This window comes from Achromobacter sp. HZ34 (genome assembly GCF_002209485.1).
GTDB lineage: Bacteria > Pseudomonadota > Gammaproteobacteria > Burkholderiales > Burkholderiaceae_B > Bordetella_C.
Genome location: NZ_NJIX01000003.1, coordinates 266,039 through 283,987, shown reverse-complemented (window position 1 = coordinate 283,987; position 17,949 = coordinate 266,039). Strand labels below are relative to the sequence as shown.

At 66.6% G+C, this 17,949-nt stretch carries 16 protein-coding genes; 13 read left to right on the top strand and 3 right to left on the bottom strand.

Annotated features, from left to right (window positions below):
* Nucleotides 1-11: 11 nt before the first annotated feature.
* Nucleotides 12-548: a carboxymuconolactone decarboxylase family protein gene (locus CEY05_RS13440; protein WP_088598834.1), complete on the bottom strand. Its 537-nt coding sequence runs from the start codon at nt 546-548 to the stop codon at nt 12-14.
* A 289-nt stretch (nt 549-837) separates the two neighbouring features.
* Between CEY05_RS13440 and CEY05_RS13435 the strand changes: the two genes are divergently transcribed.
* Nucleotides 838-1,926: an AraC family transcriptional regulator gene (locus CEY05_RS13435; protein WP_088598833.1), complete on the top strand. Its 1,089-nt coding sequence runs from the start codon at nt 838-840 to the stop codon at nt 1,924-1,926.
* A gap of 22 nt (nt 1,927-1,948) precedes the next feature.
* On the opposite strand, the gene CEY05_RS13430 is transcribed toward CEY05_RS13435, so the two are convergent.
* Nucleotides 1,949-3,004, bottom strand: a complete 1,056-nt coding sequence (locus CEY05_RS13430; protein ID WP_088598832.1) for an AraC family transcriptional regulator — start codon at nt 3,002-3,004, stop codon at nt 1,949-1,951.
* Nucleotides 3,005-3,341: 337 nt separating this feature from the next.
* On the opposite strand from CEY05_RS13430, the gene CEY05_RS13425 reads away from it, so the two are divergent.
* The 10 genes from CEY05_RS13425 (at nt 3,342) to CEY05_RS13380 (ending at nt 13,678) form a co-directional block, all read left to right on the top strand.
* Nucleotides 3,342-4,481, top strand: a complete 1,140-nt coding sequence (locus CEY05_RS13425) for a methyl-accepting chemotaxis protein (protein WP_088598831.1) — start codon at nt 3,342-3,344, stop codon at nt 4,479-4,481.
* A gap of 9 nt (nt 4,482-4,490) precedes the next feature.
* The gene (locus tag CEY05_RS13420; RefSeq protein ID WP_088598830.1) at nt 4,491-4,859 is read left to right on the top strand and encodes a response regulator; all 369 of its coding nucleotides are present in this window, start codon (nt 4,491-4,493) and stop codon (nt 4,857-4,859) included.
* Nucleotides 4,859-5,206, top strand: coding sequence for a lipid asymmetry maintenance protein MlaB (locus CEY05_RS13415; RefSeq protein ID WP_088598829.1), 348 nt, complete (start codon nt 4,859-4,861; stop codon nt 5,204-5,206). Before CEY05_RS13420 ends, CEY05_RS13415 begins: the two co-directional genes overlap by 1 nt.
* 14 nt (nt 5,207-5,220) lie before the next feature.
* Entirely contained in the window at nt 5,221-7,431 is a 2,211-nt protein-coding gene (locus CEY05_RS13410) for a chemotaxis protein CheA (protein ID WP_088598828.1), read from the top strand.
* Nucleotides 7,432-7,498: 67 nt separating this feature from the next.
* Entirely contained in the window at nt 7,499-9,190 is a 1,692-nt protein-coding gene (locus CEY05_RS13405) for a methyl-accepting chemotaxis protein (RefSeq protein WP_088598827.1), read from the top strand.
* A 15-nt stretch (nt 9,191-9,205) separates the two neighbouring features.
* On the top strand, nt 9,206-9,787 hold the full coding sequence (locus CEY05_RS13400; RefSeq protein ID WP_088598826.1) for a chemotaxis protein CheW: 582 nt from the start codon (nt 9,206-9,208) through the stop codon (nt 9,785-9,787).
* Nucleotides 9,788-9,800: 13 nt separating this feature from the next.
* Nucleotides 9,801-11,060 (top strand): EAL domain-containing protein, encoded by a 1,260-nt coding sequence (locus CEY05_RS13395; protein WP_088598825.1) that lies wholly within the window; start codon nt 9,801-9,803, stop codon nt 11,058-11,060.
* Nucleotides 11,061-11,145: 85 nt separating this feature from the next.
* Nucleotides 11,146-12,024 (top strand): protein-glutamate O-methyltransferase CheR, encoded by an 879-nt coding sequence (locus tag CEY05_RS13390; protein ID WP_088598824.1) that lies wholly within the window; start codon nt 11,146-11,148, stop codon nt 12,022-12,024.
* A gap of 2 nt (nt 12,025-12,026) precedes the next feature.
* Nucleotides 12,027-12,587 (top strand): chemotaxis protein CheD, encoded by a 561-nt coding sequence (locus tag CEY05_RS13385; RefSeq protein WP_198952776.1) that lies wholly within the window; start codon nt 12,027-12,029, stop codon nt 12,585-12,587.
* Between the two features lie 14 nt (nt 12,588-12,601).
* Nucleotides 12,602-13,678 (top strand): chemotaxis response regulator protein-glutamate methylesterase, encoded by a 1,077-nt coding sequence (locus tag CEY05_RS13380; RefSeq protein WP_088598823.1) that lies wholly within the window; start codon nt 12,602-12,604, stop codon nt 13,676-13,678.
* Here the strand turns inward: CEY05_RS13380 and CEY05_RS13375 are convergent.
* Entirely contained in the window at nt 13,602-15,953 is a 2,352-nt protein-coding gene (locus CEY05_RS13375) for an ATP-binding protein (RefSeq protein ID WP_088598822.1), read from the bottom strand. The two genes, CEY05_RS13380 and CEY05_RS13375, sit on opposite strands and share 77 nt — an antisense overlap.
* A gap of 423 nt (nt 15,954-16,376) precedes the next feature.
* On the opposite strand from CEY05_RS13375, the gene CEY05_RS13370 reads away from it, so the two are divergent.
* The gene (locus tag CEY05_RS13370) at nt 16,377-16,895 is read left to right on the top strand and encodes a (2Fe-2S)-binding protein (RefSeq protein ID WP_088598821.1); all 519 of its coding nucleotides are present in this window, start codon (nt 16,377-16,379) and stop codon (nt 16,893-16,895) included.
* A 10-nt stretch (nt 16,896-16,905) separates the two neighbouring features.
* Nucleotides 16,906-17,937, top strand: a complete 1,032-nt coding sequence (locus CEY05_RS13365; RefSeq protein ID WP_088598820.1) for a xanthine dehydrogenase family protein subunit M — start codon at nt 16,906-16,908, stop codon at nt 17,935-17,937.
* The last annotated feature ends 12 nt before the right edge of the window (nt 17,938-17,949 follow it).

The following is a 17,949-nucleotide window of genomic DNA, read 5'->3' as shown; positions in this document are numbered from 1 at the left end:
CGCGGTGTGAATCAGGCCACGGCGGGGAAGTCCACTTCGGTGTCGTTGATGCGGTTGAACACGTTGGTGAACGTGATCACGGCCACGGCCAGCGCGATGTCGACCAGTTGGCGGGCGTCATAGCCAGCCGCGACGATGGCCTGGTATTCCTCATCGCTGACCGTGCCGGGATGAAGCGCGATGTGGCGCACGAAGCGCACCAGCGCATCGCGCCTGGCGTCGCCGGTCGGTTCGCCGGCACGGGCGGCGCGCATGGCTTCGGGGCTCAGGCCGGAAAGCTTGCCCACCATCGTGTGGGCAGCCAGACAGTAATCGCACCCAGAGGCTTGGCTGATCACCAGCTTGACGGTTTCCTGGTCCTGGCGGCTGAGCGTGCCTGCTGACAGCGCGGCATCGGCTTGCAGCATGGCGCCCAGGGCGGCCGGGTCGTGAGTGGCCAAGGTGGCATAGGCATTGGGCACACGGCCGACCGATTTCTTGATCCTGGCGTAGATGTCGGCGGTGGCGCCGGTGGTCTGGTCGAAAGCGAGCATGGGCAAGCGGGACATGGTGTAGCTCCTTGAAGTTTTTTCGGGTCAGCGCCATCGGGTGATGGCATGGCTCCACTTTACGGAGCAGGACTCGGCTTGGTAATGTCGCGGCAACTCATAAACATGCTCAAGCGGCTCACATGGACAGCCTGGTGTTTTCAATGGTGTTCGCCCCGGTGTGGGCTCTGGCGTCGGTCCCTGGGCCGGCCCCGGGACCGGCCCAGGCCCAGGTCAAGGTCAAGGCCCCGCTGGCTCGATTTACCGCCTCTGCCTCGCCGGTGCCGTCGGCCGCCATATCGGTATTGCCATGGATTGGCTGAGCCGGCTGCTGGAACTGGCACCCGTTACCGGCCAGGTCGACATCCGTTGCCGTTTCGGCGCGCCCTGGCGTATCGAGCAGCCGCCAGCCGGCGAGGGCGAGATTCCCTATCACGTGGTGTTGAGCGGCACGGCCTTGCTGGACCGGGACGGCGCTCCGCCTCTGCGTCTGCAGGCGGGCGATGTCCTGCTATTTCCGCAAGGCGCCGCGCATGCGCTGCACGACGGCAGCGGCAAGCCGGGGCAAGCCATTCGATCCCGTGCGGGCGGGTCTCTGGAGTTCAAGGAGACCGCCGCAGGCGGCGCGGACCTGGACCTGCTGTGCGGCCGCTTCCTGATCCATCCGCAGCAGGGGCACCTGATACGCGATTACCTGCCGCCGCAACTGGTTATCCGGCCTGTCCTGGGCGATATTCCCCTCGGCGCCGATCTCGATCACACGGCAGGCGATGGCCCGGAATCGGCGCAAGCGCCGGCCGCTGCCTCGGACGCCTCGGACGCCTCGAACGCCACGAACGCCTCGAACGCCTCGAACGTCTCGGCCGCTGCGGCCACGGCAGACGCCTCGGACGTCTCCGCTCGCCGCTTGCGGCAACTGCTGCTGTTGATGCGCAACGAGGCCAGCGGGGATGGCCTGGGCGGACGGGCGCTGCTCAACGCCTTGTCGGCCGCACTGTTCGCCCTGGTCCTGCGTCACGCCAGCGTTGCGGGCGCCGAGCCGGCCGGGCTGCTGGCCGTGGCGGGCGAGCCGCGCCTGGCGCCGGCGCTGGATGCCATGTTCCAGGACGCCGCGCATCCCTGGACCCTGGAGGACCTGGCACAACGCTGCAATATGTCGCGCGCCACGTTCGTGCGCCATTTCCAGTCGCGGATCGGCCGGCCCGCGATGGCCTTGCTGACCGACATCCGCATGGCCCTGGCGCTGGATCATCTGAAAAAAACCGCCATGTCGACCGCCGCGGTTGCCGAGGCCGTCGGCTACCAATCCGAAGCCGCCTTCCAGCGCGCGTTCAAGCAACACACCGGCAATACCCCCGCCGCCTGGCGCGCCGCCGCCCGCGCAACGCCGCTGCGGTAAGCACGCTTACCGATATTGCAGGCTAATCCTCCGCCCGCCCGCGGCGCCGCAGGCCGGTCGGTGACAGGCCGGTCCAGCGTTGCACGGCCCTTTGCAACGTGCGCGCATTGGTGTAGCCGCATTCCGCGGCAATCTGCTGCACGTTGCGCGACGACTGCGTCAGCAGCGCCATCGCGCGGGCGTGTCTTTCTTCCTCCAGCAGCGCTGCATACGTCAGCCCTTCTTCCTCCAGCCTGCGCCGCAAGGTCCGTTCGCTGGTGTGCAGGCTGGCCGCGATGGCGCCCAGCGGCATGGGCGCGGCCAGATCCCGGCGGATGGCCTGGGCCACCAGGGCGTGCAGTTCCGACGGCGCGTGCCGCCGGTCAGCGCGGGCGCTCAGATCGCGTTGCACCTGGGCCAGCACCACGGCGTCGGCGCTGCGCACCGCATAGGGATCGCGCGGAAAGTGCAGGCGGTTCTGGCCCGCGCCGAAGCGGACCGGGCAGCGGAACACATGTTCATAGGCGGCCCCATACGAAGGCCGCATGCTGGCCAGTTCGACCAGGCGCGGATTGAACAGATCGCCCACCACCTGGCGGCAGATCTGCGCCATTGCCGCGAAGAAGTGATCGACCACGAAGCCGTCCACCACACGGTCGACGAAATGTGAACGGGCGGCCAGGCACCAGGTCTGGGGGTGGTCTTCGCCATGCAGCGACAGCAGCCGCCCGCATTCATGCTGATGCTCGATGGCGAAATCCAGCAGCGCGCGTGAATGGCGGCACGCCATGAAGCCCAGGCTGACCAGGCCCCAGGACACCGGATTGACCGCCGCCCCCAGTTCCAGGCCCAGCGCGGGCCGGCCCAGCAGCCGCAGCGCACGCCGGATGACATGGGCATATTGCGCGCGCGACACACGATAGTCGGCGTCGTACAGATCCTCCGGCTGGAAGCCCGCGCCGTCGCAAAGCACCGCCGGATCGTGACCGCCCCGCAACGTGTCGGCCATCAGCTGGCGCAAGACAACCGGACAGACGTCCGCGGCTGCTGGAGCGGGCGCGGCCGGTGGCAGGGAGGTGCGTAACGGGGAAGAAAGCATTCTCGGTCAGCCCGTAGTCAGCAAGTGCTTAGAAATTGGTTAGCAATAGTCAAACAATGGATCTGAATTGAGATTGATTGTATGTTTGGTTAGCAAAGATAACAAGATTGGCCGACCTGATGCATTTCTTTGGCCGATCAAACCGTATTGCTGCACCGCAAGACTGCCGTTGTCCAGGTTGGCTGGAAGGTATTTCCTCCGGCCGGCCAGGACGACAACTCCCCTCCTGGCCGGCAAGCGGCTGGTCCGCAAGGCATGTCGGGGCGTTGTCGTTGGTTGTTTTGTCGTGGATCCGCTGTCATGGCGGAGGATGCCGGCAAAGGTTTAGAGGCTGTTCATGAACGGAGTTCGGCATCTTTGGGGGCGCTGGATAGCGACCCTCCTCGGACTGGGGGGAGGCGTGGCCACCGCGGCGTTTTCGGCGTGGTCCACCTGGGGTTGCGCCGTGGGTGCCATCCTGGCCGCATTGGGTATCGCCGCGGGCTGGCGCAGCCGCGTTGAAAACGTCGATGACGACGCCGTGCAGCGCCATATGGACAGCCTGGAACGTTTCGGTACGGACCTGGCGCCCGTCTGGTCGCGCCAGATCGAGTCGTCGCGCAGCCAGATGGAAGAAGCGATCACGGCGCTGAGCATGCGGTTCGGGGAAATCTCCGTGCGCCTCGACCAGACGCTGAGGCTGTCCATGAACAACGGCGGCAGCGGTGAACGCTCGGCCGCCGCGGTATCGGCGCGCAGCCAGCAGCAGCTGGATGGGGTGCTGCAGCTGCTGCGCGACGGCATGCAGACCAAGGCCGACATGCTGGGCAAGGTGCACGGCCTGCAGGGCTTCGTCGATGAGCTGCAAAGCATGGTGCAGGCCATCGCGATGGTGACGCAGCAGACCAATCTGCTGGCCATCAACGCCACCATCGAGGCCGCCCACGCCGGCAGCCTGGGCCGCGGCTTCGCCACGGTGGCGCAGGAAGTGCGGGCCTTGTCCAAGCAGTCCGGTGAAACTGGCGCCCGCATCGCGGAAAAAATCGAATTGATCGGCGCGGCCATCCTGCAGACCTGCACGGCCGCCGAGCAGACCACCAAGCGCGAACAGGAGGCGATCGCCGCGTCCGAGACCGCCATCCAGCAAGTCCTGGAAGGCTTCCAGACGTTCGCCGAGGGCCTCACCGAGACCACCGACCGCCTGCGCGAAGAAAGCCAGGGCATCCAGGCCGAGGTCAACGACGCCCTGGTACAGCTGCAGTTCCAGGACCGGGTCAGCCAGGTGATGGCGCACGTGGTCGCCAACATCGAACTCCTGCCTGCCGTGCTGCAAGACCACCGCCGCGAATGCGACGAGGCCGGCGTCCTGCTGCCGCTCACCGCCGCCGGCCTGCTGCAGGAGCTGGAGAAAACCTACGCCATGGCCGGCGAACGCGAGCTGCATCGCGGCGCGCCCGCGCAAGCCGCGGCCGCCAGCGACGACATCACTTTCTTTTGAGGGAGCAACATGGCCAAGACCATACTTATCGTCGACGACTCCGCCTCGGTGCGCCAGGTAGTGGGCATCGCCTTGCGCGGTGCCGGCTACGACGTCATCGAAGGGCGCGACGGCCAGGATGCGCTGACCAAGCTGACGGGCCAGAAGGTCCACCTGATCATCAGCGACGTCAACATGCCGAACATGGACGGCATCACGTTCCTGAAGAACGTGAAGCAATTGCCGGCGTATCGCTTCACGCCGGTCATCATGCTGACCACGGAAAGCCAGGAAGAAAAGAAGCGCGAAGGCCAGCAGGCCGGCGCCAAGGCCTGGGTGGTCAAGCCATTCCAGCCGGCCCAGCTGTTGGGCGCCGTGGAAAAACTGGTACTGCCGTAATGAATGTCCAGACACTGCGCCTGGAAGGCGAGCTCACCATCTACACCGCGCAGGAAGTGCGTCAGCGCTTCCAGCAGGCCCTGGCCGCCGATGCGCTGCCGGTGCCGCTGTGCGTGGACTTGAGCGGGGTTACCGAACTCGATACCTCCGGCGTGCAGTTGTTGCTGGCGGCGCGCGCGCTGGCGCAGACGCGGCAACGCGAAATGCGGCTCGGCGGTCTGGCCGCGCCGCTATGCGAAGTCATCACCCTGCTGGGCCTGGAAAGCGCGCTCATGGAAGCAGCGCCGGCCGGTAATAACGAAACCGCTGACTTGGCGGCTGACGTAGCCGCCGCAGTAGTTGCCTGAGCACGGAGCGACACATGGATATGGATCAGGCGCTGCAGACCTTCATCACCGAGAGCCGCGAGCTGTTGGCGGAAATGGAGGAAGCGCTGTTGACGGTGCAGGAAGAGTCCGACCGCGGGCCCGCGATCAACGCGATTTTCCGCGCGGCCCATACGATCAAGGGATCGGCCGGCCTGTTCGGCATCGACGCCATCGTCGAGTTCACGCACGATGTCGAAAGCGTGCTGGACCGGGTGCGTGAAGGTGCCATTCCGATCGACGCCGACATGGTGGCGTTGATGCTGGCATGCAATGACTACATAGGCCGCCTGGTCGACGTGGTCGATGGCGGCCAGGCGCAGGGCGGGGACGACGCGGAGTCGCGGGTGGAAGGGGGGCTGCTGCGCGAGCGCCTGGGCGCCTATCTACGCGGCAACATGGCCGCTTGCAGTGGGTCCTCCGCGCTCGTTCTTGCCGCGGGCGCGGACAGCCCGGGCAGCGCGCTGGTGCCCGCCGCGACGGGGACCAGTACGGGGAGCAACGGCGCCATCGACGCCCTTACTACCCACGCCGACCACTGGCACATCTCACTGCGTTTCCACGAGGGGGTATTGCGTAACGGCATGGACCCCTTGTCTTTCATCCGCTATCTGCAGCGGCTGGGCCGCATCACCGGCGTCGCCTGCCAGACGGGCCGCTTGCCCGCCCTGGACGACATGGATCCGGAAGCCTGCTACCTGGGCTTCGAGATCGGCCTGGACAGCCCGGCCGACAAGGCCACCATCGAAGGCACCTTCGAATTCGTCATCGACGATTGCACCATCCGCATCATTCCGCCGCACAGCCGCATCTCCGACTACGTCAGCATGCTGCAGGACCTGGGCGAGGAACCCGCGTTGCTGGGCGAGATGCTGGTGCGTTGCGGCACCCTGACCACGCGCGAGCTGGACGAAGCGCTGCGCCTGCAGCGCCAGGACGACAACGTCGAGCCCCTGGGCCAGATCCTGGTGCAGCAGCAGTCGGTGGCGCAGCCGGTGGTGGCGGCGGCCCTGGACCAGCAGCGCCAGGCCAAGGAAAAGAAGGCCGGCGACAGCCGTTCGGTGCGCGTCGACGCGGACAAGCTCGATCATCTGATCAATCTGGTGGGCGAGCTGATCACCGCATCGGCCGGCGCCAGCCTGGCCGCCGCCCGCACCGGCAGCGCGGACGCGCAAGAATTTTCGTCGCAGGTGGCCGACCTGGTCGAGGCCGTGCGCGATAGCACGCTGCAACTGCGCATGGTGCGTATCGGCGCCACCTTCAACCGTTTCCGCCGGGTCGTGCACGACGTCGCCCGCACGCTGGGCAAGCGCATCGAACTCGTGATCACCGGCGAGGAAACCGAGCTGGACAAGACGGTGGTCGAGAAGATCGGCGATCCGCTGACCCATCTGGTGCGCAATGCCATGGACCATGGCATCGAGGCGGCGGACGTGCGCGTGGCGCGCGGCAAGCCGGCGCACGGCACCATCATGCTGGACGCGCGCCACGAGTCCGGCCACATCGTCATCGAAGTGCGCGACGACGGCGGCGGACTGGACCGCGAGCGTATCCTGGCCAAGGCGGTGGAACGCGGCATCGTCGAGATGGGGCAGGTGCTGTCCGACAGCGAGGTGTTCAACCTGATCTTCGAGCCGGGCTTTTCCACCGCCGCCGCTGTGACCGATCTGTCGGGACGCGGGGTCGGCATGGATGTGGTCAAGCGCAATATCGAAGCGCTGCGCGGCAGCGTCGACGTCACCAGCCAGCCGGGCGCCGGCACGCTGGTCACCGTGCGCCTGCCGCTGACGCTGGCCATCATCGACGGCTTCCAGGTAGGCGTCGGCCGCTCGCGCTTCGTGCTGCCCCTGGACATGGTGGACGAGTGCGTGGCCTTCAGCGCGGTCGAAGGCGGCAGCTATACAGACCTGCGCGGCCACGTCCTGCCCTTCATCCGCCTGCGCGAGATGTTCGCGCTGCCGGGCCAGGCAGGCGTACGCGAGAACATCGTGGTCGTGCGCCATGGCAGCCAGCGTTGCGGCCTGGTGGTCGACACCTTGCTGGGCGAAACACAGGCCGTCATCAAGCCGCTGGCGCGCATCTTTGCCGGTGTGCGCGGTATCAGCGGGTCGAGCATCCTGGGCAGCGGCGAAGTGGCGCTGATCCTGGACGTGCCGGCCCTCATGGAAAAAGCAAAGCTTCCCACCTCAGCCGGGGTTGCCCGGTAAACGCATGAAGCCTGGGATCGGCGCAGCAGCGCCGGCAGGCCATCAATCAAGATCTAGGAGCAAGGCCATGTTTGGGAATATGAAGGTCGCCACGCGGTTGGCATTGGGATTCGGGGTGGTGATCATCCTGCTGGTGGCTATTTCGGTGCTCAGCCTGCAACGCCTGGAAAAAATCAATGATGGCCTGACCATCGTTACCCAGGATCGCTATCCCAAGGTTGCCCTGCTCAACGACAACGTAATACGCACGATCGACGATGGCCGTGTATTGCGCGGCATGCTGTTGACGAATGATGCCGTCGAACTGGATCGGCAGAAGAAACGCCTGGCTGACAACATGGCCGTCAGCCAGGGCAACGTGGACAAGCTGCGCAAGACCATTCGGGACGAAAGCGCGAGCAAGCTCTTGAAGGATGTCCAGGATACCCGCCGCCAGGTCGACCAGACGATCGAGCGCTTCCAACAGTTGTTCGCCCAGGACAGGGAAGCCGCCGCGGCTTTCGTCAAGAGCGACGTGCTGGCGGCCAACACCGCTTCCGAAAATGCGCTGCGCGCGCTGCTGGCCCGCCAGGTCCAGCTGATGGAAGAAACCAATACCGAAGGCGACGTGCTCTACGCCGAGACCCGCACACTGGTCTTGTCCATCGCCATCGCGGCAGCGCTGCTGGCCCTGCTGATCGCCTTCTTCATTACGCGCAGCCTGCTCAAGCTGCTGGGCGGCGAGCCGAATTATGCGGCCGCCCTGCTGCGCAAGGTGGCCGACGGCGATCTGTCGGTGACCGTGCAGACCAGGAAGAACGACAGCACCAGCATGATGGCGGCCGTCAAGGAAATGGTTGCCCGCCTGTCGCAGGTGGTGACCGAGGTCAACAGCAGCGCCGAGGCGCTGGCGGGTGCGTCCGAGGAAGTCAGCGCGACGGCGCAATCGCTGAGCCAGGCTTCCAGCGAACAGGCCGCCGGCGTGGAAGAGACCAGCGCGTCCATCGAGCAGATGACCGCGTCGATCGCCCAGAACACCGAGAATTCCAAGGTCACCGACGGCATGGCCACCAAGGCCGCGGCGGAAGCCGCCGAGGGCGGCGAGGCGGTGACCTCGACCGTGGCTGCCATGAAGCAGATCGCGCAGAAGATCGGCATCATCGACGACATCGCTTACCAGACCAATCTGCTGGCTCTGAACGCGGCCATCGAAGCGGCGCGCGCCGGTGAGCACGGCAAGGGCTTCGCGGTCGTGGCCGCCGAAGTGCGCAAGCTGGCCGAACGCAGCCAGGTGGCCGCGCAGGAGATCGGCGGTGTTGCCAGCAGCAGCGTGGATCTGGCCGAACGGGCCGGCCGCCTGCTGGAACAGATGGTGCCGAATATCCGCAAGACCTCCGACCTGGTGCAGGAAATCACCGCGGCGTCCGAGGAGCAGTCCTCCGGCGTCGGCCAGATCAACGCGGCGGTCACGCAACTGAGCCAGACCACGCAACAGAACGCGTCCAGCTCCGAGGAACTGGCGGCGACCGCCGAGGAAATGAGCTCGCAGGCCGAGCAGCTGCAGCAGGCCATGGCCTTCTTCAAGCTCAGCGGCCGTGACGGCAGCCGCGAGGGTGGCGGCACGGTCGTGCGCGCCGCGGGCAAGGCACGCCGCAAGCCGGCGCCTGCCGTGCAGCGCGCGCCGGTCTTCGCCCGCGAAGCGCTGGATGCCGACGCTGGTGCCAAGCTTGCATTCGCCGGCGTGGACGCGCCGGACGAATCGCAGTTCGGCCGCTATTGATCGCGGAGCGCTGCGATGAATCAGCTTTCCATTTCCGGGGGATCGGCCAGGCCGGCCGAGTCCCTGCAGTACCTGACGTTCATGCTGGGTGGCGAGATGTTCGCCATCGGCATCCTGTCGATCAAGGAAATCATCGAGTATCACGACCTCACCGTGGTGCCCATGATGCCGGCGTCCATCCGGGGCGTGATCAACCTGCGCGGCGCCGTGGTGCCGGTCATCGACCTGCAGGCACGCTTCGGCCGCGCGGCCGCGCCCGTGACCAAGCGCACCTGCATCGTCATCGTCGAGATCGACGAAGGCGAGGGCGGCCGCCAGGTGGCGGGTGTGGTGGTGGACGCCGTCAACGAAGTGCTGGACATCGCCGCCTCGGATATCGAACCGCCGCCCTTGTTCGGCGCCGGCGTGCGCAGCGACTTCATCGCCGGCGTGGGCAAGGTGCGCGGGCGCTTTGTCATCCTGCTGGCGGTGGCACGGATCCTGGCCCTGGAGGCCCTGCCTGACAGCGCGGCACTGGCCGACGCCGTGGCGCTGCCCGGCGGCGCGCACCAGGCCCAGTCCCTGCTGTCGCGCGATCCGTTGGCGACGGTGGGCTGAACAGGTATCCACCGTGTTGTCCAGCCTGCGTTCCATCCTCGTGGTTGACGATAGCCTGCCCCAGCGGCGCCATACGGCGTCGCTGTGCCGCGAGCTGGGTATCGCATCCATCCACGAGGCCGGTGAAGGCGAGGAAGCGCTGGCGCTGCTCGATACCGTACGGCCGCTGCCGCAGGTGATGGTAGTGGACATCGAGATGCCCGGCATGGATGGCGTCGAGCTGATCGAACAACTGCGCATCCGTGCCGTCCAGGTCGACCTGATCATCGCATCGGGCCGCGAGAGCGCGATGATCGACTCGGTGGTGGCGATTGCCCAGGATATGGGTTTCAACGTGCTGGCCGGCCTGGAAAAGCCAGTCACGCGGGACGCCTTGCGCCATGCGCTGGACGACTACGGCGCGCTGGCGCGGCCGCGCCGTGGCGGCCCGGACGAGGCCGCGCCGATTCCGCCCGGCATGCTGGAGGCCGCGCTGGGCCAGGACCAGATCCACATCGTGTACCAGCCCAAGGTGGATATGAACACCGGCCTGGTGCGAGGCGTGGAGGCCCTGGCCCGCTGGACCCACCCCTTGCTGGGCGAGGTGTCGCCGACGCGTTTCGTGCCCCTGGCCGAGCAGTACGGCCTGATCCAGCCGCTGACCTTTACCGTGATGGAGAAGGCGCTCGCCCAGGCGGCCAGCTGGAACAGCCGCGGCCTGCGCCTGACCCTGTCGATCAACCTGTCGCCGCTATTGCTGGATTGGCCCGGCCTGGCACGCGACATCGTGGCCGTGGTGCAGCGCCTGCATGTGCCGCCGGAACAGGTGAGTTTCGAAATCACCGAAAGCTCGCTGGTCGACCCCGGCGGCCATGCGCGCGGCCTGTTGGCGCGGCTGCGGCTGCGCGGCTTCGGCTTGTCCATCGACGATTACGGTACCGGCTTCTCGTCCATGCAGCAGCTGGCGCGCATCCCCTTCACGGAATTGAAGATAGACCGCAGCTTCGTGCATGGGGCCATCAAGCGCAAGAACCTGCGTGTGATTCTCAAGGCGGCCATCGACATGGCGCGCCAGATGGGGCTGGTGTCGACGGCCGAGGGCATCGAGGACGAAGAGGATTGGCAACTGCTGCGCGAGCTGGGCTGCATGGTGGGACAGGGCTACTTCATTGCCCGTCCCATGGCGGGCAGCGCCATTCCCGGCTGGCTGCGGCAGCACAGGTATCGGGTCGATGGCTTGCGCGAAGGGCCATGGTGGGGCGCACGCGAAGGCGGCGAAATCATCGAACCCTGATACCGATTCCGATTCCGATCCCGCGCCTGATCCCTGCTTCCCAAACGCCGTTCTTCCCTTCACTCCCGCCCGCACCGTATCCCGCATGTACGCCATATCCGACCAGGAGTTCACCCAGTTCCAGCGCTTCATCTTCGATGCCGCCGGAATCAGCCTGTCGCCCGCCAAGAAGGCGCTGGTCTGCGGTCGCCTGGCCAAGCGCCTGGAGGCACGCGGCCTAGACAGTTACGCGGCCTATTTCGCCTTGCTCAAGAGCGGCCAGGAAGGCGCCGAGACGCAGATGGCGATCGACCTGCTGACCACCAACGAAACATATTTCTTCCGCGAGCCGCGCCATTTCGAGGTGCTGGTGCGCGAAGCGCGGGATGCGCATGGACAGGAGCAGGGCGAAGACCAGGAGCCCGCGCCGGCGCGCAAACCCAAGCTCGTCCAAGGCCGGGCCCCGCAGCTGCGCACCGGCCAGCCCTATCGCGTATGGAGCGCGGCCAGTTCCACCGGCGAGGAAGCCTACACCATCGCCATGGTGTTGCATGACAGCCTGGGGGGACGTCCCTTCGAAGTGGTGGGCACCGACATCAGCACGCGCGTGGTGACGCGTGCGCGCACCGGCCACTATTCCGAACAGCGTGGACGGCAGATCCCGCCGGCCATGTTGAAGCGCTACTGCCTGAAAGGCCTGGGCCCGCAGGCCGGCACGTTCCTGGTGGACCGGGCCTTGCGCCAGCATGTGCGCTTCAGCCACGCCAACCTGAATGCGCCGCTGCCAGACCTGGGCGCTTTCGACGCCGTGTTCCTGCGCAACGTGATGATCTATTTCAATGGCGAGACCAAGCGCCAGGTGGTCACGCGCGTCCTGTCGCAGCTCAAGCCGGGCGGCGTGCTGTTCGTCGGCCATTCGGAAAGCCTGCACGGCATCGACGCCGGGGTGACCGCGGTGATGCCGTCCGTCTATCGCAAGGTCTGAGCATGCGTGAATCTCCACTTGCCTGGCGCGCCAGCCCATCCTCCGGGGGGGGCGTTGGCGTTACGCCGGAATTGCCGCGCATAGACGTGTTCCTGCAACCCGGCGATTATTTCGTCGGCGCCGCCGAGTATCGCGTGCGTACCCTGCTGGGTTCCTGCGTGTCCATCACCTTGTGGCACCCCCGCCACCGCCACGGAGCGATGTCGCATTTCCTGCTGGCGTCGCGGCCGAAGCATGGCGCGCCGCTGGACGGCCGCTATGGCGAGGAAGTGGTGGAACTGATGCTGCAGGCGCTGGAGCACAAGGGGATACGGGTGCAGGAATGCGAAGCGAAGATCTTCGGCGGCGGCAATATGTTCCCCGGCCGCTCCTACCCCCAAGCGGTGGAGATCGGCCGGCGCAACGGCGAGGCCGCCCGTGAACTGCTGCGCCAGTGCGGTATCTCGGTGCGCTCCGAACACCTGTTCGGCAGCGGCCACCGGCAAGTCATTTTCAATATCGCCACCGGTGACGTCTGGGTCAAGCAAGCCCTGCTCGTGCCGCCGGAGCGCTCAACTACGTAAGACCCCGGGGCTTCATGTCTACCATCAACGTCATGGTCATCGACGATTCAGCCGTGGTGCGCCAGGTGCTGGCCGGTGTGCTGAACGACGCACCGGATATCGCCGTCAGCCACGCGGTGGCCGACCCGCTGCTGGCCATCGAGCGGCTCAAGCAGGCCGGCCATGCCTGGCCCGATGTCATCGTGCTCGACATCGAGATGCCGCGCATGGACGGCCTGACCTTCCTGCGGCTGCTGATGCAGGAACGCCCCACGCCGGTGGTGATCTGTTCGACGCTGACGGAGAAAGGCGCACGCACTTCCATCGACGCGCTGGCCGCCGGCGCCGTGGCCATCGTCACCAAGCCCAAGCTGGGCCTGCGCCAATTCCTGGTGGATGCCGCGCAAGAGCTGATCGCCACGGTGCGCAGCGCGGCGCGCGCGCGCGTGCGTCCCGGCGCGCCGGCGCCGGCCGTGCCGCCGCCAAAGTTGAGCGCCGACGCGGTGTTGCCGCCGGCGCAGGTGCGCGCCATGGCGCAGACCACGGAGCGGGTGGTCGCCATCGGCACTTCCACCGGCGGAACCCAGGCACTGGAAGAAGTACTGACCGGTTTGCCGCGGGTGTGTCCCGGCCTGGTCATCGTGCAGCACATGCCGGAGAAGTTCACCGCTGCCTTCGCGGCGCGGCTGGACGCCGTGTGCCGCATCACTGTCAAGGAAGCGCAGGCCAACGACCGGGTGGTGCCGGGCCGTGCCTTGATCGCGCCGGGCGGGCGCCACATGGTGCTCAAGCGCAGCGGCGCGCAATACTACGTCGACGTACTGGACGGTCCGCTGGTCAACCGGCATCGGCCGTCGGTGGATGTGTTGTTCCGCTCGGTGGCCCGCAATGCCGGCGCCAACGCGCTGGGCATCATCATGACCGGCATGGGCGACGATGGCGCGGCCGGCCTGCTCGAAATGCGTAGCGCCGGCGCACGCACGCTGGCGCAGGACGAGGAAAGCTGCGTGGTGTTCGGCATGCCCAAGGAAGCGATCAAGCGTGGCGGCGTGGAGCGCGTCGTGGCGCTCTCGGCGCTGGCTCGCGAAATCCAGGCAGTGGCGGGGCGCTAAGTGCCGTCACCGGCACCGATGCCGCGGCCAGGTGTTCGATGGTGGTCAGGTCCAGGTCTGCCAGAGCGGTGTGGACGCGCTTGAGGAAGGCATCGCATTCCGGATGGCTGGCACGGGCTTGCGCCAGCCACACGCGCAATTCGGTGACCTCGCCATCGTGCGCCAGCCGTGCCAGCGTCTGGCGCGCCGCCAGCGGCGGCAACGTCAATACGGCTTCAAGGAAACGCGGCGGCGGCGCCACGCTGACCGGCGACATGGAAACCAGCGTCTGGTCCACCCCCGGCACTTCCAGGCTGAAACTGAAACGCGCGCCGTCGCCGGGCGTGCTGGCCAGGCTCAGCTGGCTGCCCATGCCGCGCACGATGTGTTCCGCGATGAACAGGCCCAGCCCGACGCCGCCGTGTTCGGTGCGCAACTGCTGGAAGGCGCTGTAGATCTCCGCCTGGCGTTCCAGCGGGATGCCGGGGCCATTGTCGGCGACCATGAATTCCAGGATCCAGTGGTCCTCACGCCGCAGCGAAGTCACGCACAGCGACACCCGGCCGTCCTGGGTGAATTTGGCGGCATTGTCCAGCAGATTCAGCAGCACCTGCCGCAGCCGTCCCGCATCGACCATCACGCTGATCGGCAAGCTGGCGGGCGGCAGGAAATGGAAGGCATTGCGCTTGGCCGCGCAGAAGGCCACTGCATGGCCGATGACCTCGCTCAGCAGCTGGGTGGGCGAGGCCGGCGCCGGCACCAGCTCCAAAGGCTGGGTCTGGCCGCGCGCGAAGGTCAGTACCTCGTCGACCAATTCGAACTGGTGGCCCAGGCTGCGTTCGATCACATCGAGGTGGGATTGCTGCTCCGGGGTGGCGGCTGCCCGCACCAGGCGCATGTAGTTGGCGATGGTGGCCAGCGGCGCGCGCAGGTCATGGCTGATATAGCCCAGCAACTGATCCTGTTGCCGGCTTTTTTCGGTGGCCTGCTGCAGCGCCTGGTCCAGCGCGGCGGTCTGCATCTGCACCTGGACGCGCATCTTGGCACGGTCGCGCGGTGCCATGGTGGTGGCATCGCGGACGCGGTGCGGCAGCCGGTTGGTCCAGGCCGCCAGCATGGCCAGCGTCGATCCCAACGCCAGCAGCAGCAGGGCCGACATGGCGTTCATCCCCAGCTGGGGGTACAGCACGATGTGCGATTGCAGATCGCGCAGGCTGTCCGTATGCAGCGCCGTGTGGCATAGCAAAAGCGCCGCGGTGGTGCCCAGCAGCCGCATCGTGGGCAAGGTGCGGCGCGGCAGGAAAGGCAGCACGGCCAGAAGACTGACGCCCACTACCGCGCCCATGGCGGTCAACAGCACCGACACCGTATACAGGTCGGTGGTCCAGGACGCCACCAGCAGGCCGGCCAGCAATGCCAGCACCATGTCCACCGCCAGCAGCCCACCGGCCAGCAGCGGGTCGCGCCGCGCCACGCTGCGCAGGAACAGAACGAACAACACCACGCTGATGCTGCCCAGCACCAGCTCCGCGCGGCTGCCCCAGCCCACGGCGTCGGGCCAGAACATGGTCTGCGCCTGGCCGCGGATGGCGGCTTCGTACAGCGCCTCCGCGGCGGCCAGCAGGCCCAGGTAGACGTAGGGTGTGCGTTGCGTGATGCAGCCGATCAGCACCGCGCACCAAGCCAGCGCCGCCAGGCCGCCTATCAGCGCGGCATCCCAGGCCAGCGTGGCCGACTTGACCTGCGCGTGGCGTTCGGCCGATTCCAGGATCGGCATGATGCTGTCGGGCAGGGCATTGCGCACGCTGATGTAGAAATGCACCCGCGCGCCGGGCGCCAGCACGAAGTGGTTGCCATCGCGGCCGTTGGCACTGGTATTGGTATGTTCGTTCAGTGGAACGGCGCTGCCGAAGTGGGTTCGGGTCCAGGTCCCGCCCAGCTCCATGTTCACCTCGACCTCGTCCGTATTGGCGGAGGCGGCGATCAGCGCAAGCGACTGCGCAACGGCGGAATCGTTTTGAATAGCGATGCGTAACCAGCGCGTGGCCTGCGCGGGCTGCGCCTGCGGATGCTTGCTGGCGCGCTGGAAGATGCCGGGGGACGCCCGCGCCATGCTGAGTATGTCGGACAGCTGCAGCCGGCCTGTCACATCGTCATAGACATCCACGTAGGGCGCCATGGCGACGGGCTCAGCCGGCGCAGCACTCAGGCGAAATTCCCCCGCCCACGCCGTCGCGGCGCTCAGCAGCGCGGCAACGACGAAAGCCAACCTGCAGAGGATCGCTGGGATTTGCATTGTGGTCTTGCGGGCGGCACATGGGGTGTTTGTGCCGTGACGGCGCGACGCGGCCGCGCTACCGATGCCATGTGCAACTGGCTACTGCAGGTGATGTAGTGAATAGTATTGAACTTAAATAATTATTTCAATCGAATCCCGACAAGGATGTTGCTAATAATCGTAAACGAAATTTGTGTACAAAAATCTTTCGGAAATTTGCGGCCGTGGTGACTGGCTTCCACAAGTTTTGCGAGGTTTGCATGCAAAAGCCGTCCGAAAATTGCTGAATAAGCGACTGCGCCCGCTTCAGGAGGAGCGCGTTTTGCCGCGAGTGGGGTCTATTGTCCCCGAAACCCTGGCATGGCGCTTGCACCCGCGTGACGGATATTTGCACGAGGTTCCCATCTAGGGCGCCTCGGGTATTCCCATCTGGAGATTGCCATGGCGCCCGATGCCCCCCGCCCCGTTTCGCCTGGAGTCCCGTCAGGGGCCGCCAGCCTGGTTTCGACCACACTACTCGTCAATGGCGAGTCCCACACCCTGGAACTGGACCCCCGCACCACGCTTCTTGACGCGCTGCGTGACCACGTCAGCCTGACCGGCACGAAGAAGGGCTGCGATCACGGCCAATGCGGCGCCTGTACGGTGCACATCAACGGCAGGCGCGTAAATGCCTGTCTGGCGCTGGCGATCGCCCATGTGGGCGACACCATCACGACCATCGAGGGCCTGGGCCAGCCGGGCCACCTCCATCCCATGCAGCAGGCTTTCGTCGAGCATGACGGCTATCAGTGCGGTTACTGCACCTCGGGGCAGATCATGTCCGCCGTGGCCCTGCTGGAAGAACCGTGGGGGCCGGACGATGCCGAAGTGAAGGAAGCCATGAGCGGCAACATCTGCCGCTGCGGCGCCTACGGCAACATCGTCGCCGCCATCCAGGACGTGCGCCGCAAGGCGTGAGGAGGCAGCCATGCAGAACTTCCATTTCGTGCGAGCCGCCGATGTCGCGGCCGCGGTGCGGGCCGGAGGCGCGTCGCCTACCGCCCAGCAGGGCGCCCGGGTGCGCTTCCTGGCTGGAGGCACCACGCTGGTCGACCTGATGAAGCTGGACGTCGAACAGCCCGAATATGTGGTCGACATCAATCGCCTGCCGCTGGACGAGGTCGAGTCGACGCCGGACGGCGGCCTGCTGATTGGCGCGCTGGTGCGCAATGCGGATCTGGCGCAGGACGAGATCGTCCAGGTCGACTATGCTGTCTTGTCGCAAGCCTTGATGGCGGGAGCTTCCGCGCAACTGCGCAATATGGCGAGCACCGGCGGCAATCTGCTGCAGCGCACTCGCTGCGTCTATTTCCGTGACCCCGCGTCGCCGTGCAACAAGCGCGATCCCGGCAGCGGCTGTCCGGCCATCCAGGGCTTCCATCGCAACCTGGCGGTGCTGGGAACCAGCGAGCACTGCGTGGCCAGCAATCCATCGGACATGAACGTGGCCTTGATGGCATTGGAGGCCACGGTACACATCGAGGGGATGCAGGGTCGGCGCACGGTTCCCATCGGCGACTTCTTCTACCTGCCCGGCGACACGCCGCAGCGGGAGACGGTCTTGCAAGCGGGGGATCTGGTGACGCATGTGTCCTTGCCGGCGCCGCGCCAGGGCAGCCGGTCGGTGTACCTGAAGCTGCGCGACCGCGCCTCCTACGAATTTGCCCTGGCTTCTGCCGCGGTGGTCCTGGGTATCGCCGATGGGCGTATCGACCACGTGCGGGTGGCCCTGGGCGGGGTCGGTACACGGCCTTGGCGCGCGCCCGAAGCGGAAGCCCTGCTGCAGGGCCAGGCGCCCGACGAGGGTGTCTTCCGCGCCGCGGCGGATGCCGCGCTGCGCGATGCCCGGCCGCTGCGGGATAACGGCTTCAAGGTGGAACTTGCACGCCGTTGCCTGGTGCAGGCCTTGCGCCAGGCAGCCGCGGAGCCGGCCGCCGCCGGCGCCGGAGTTTCACGTTGAACAGCGTAAGCC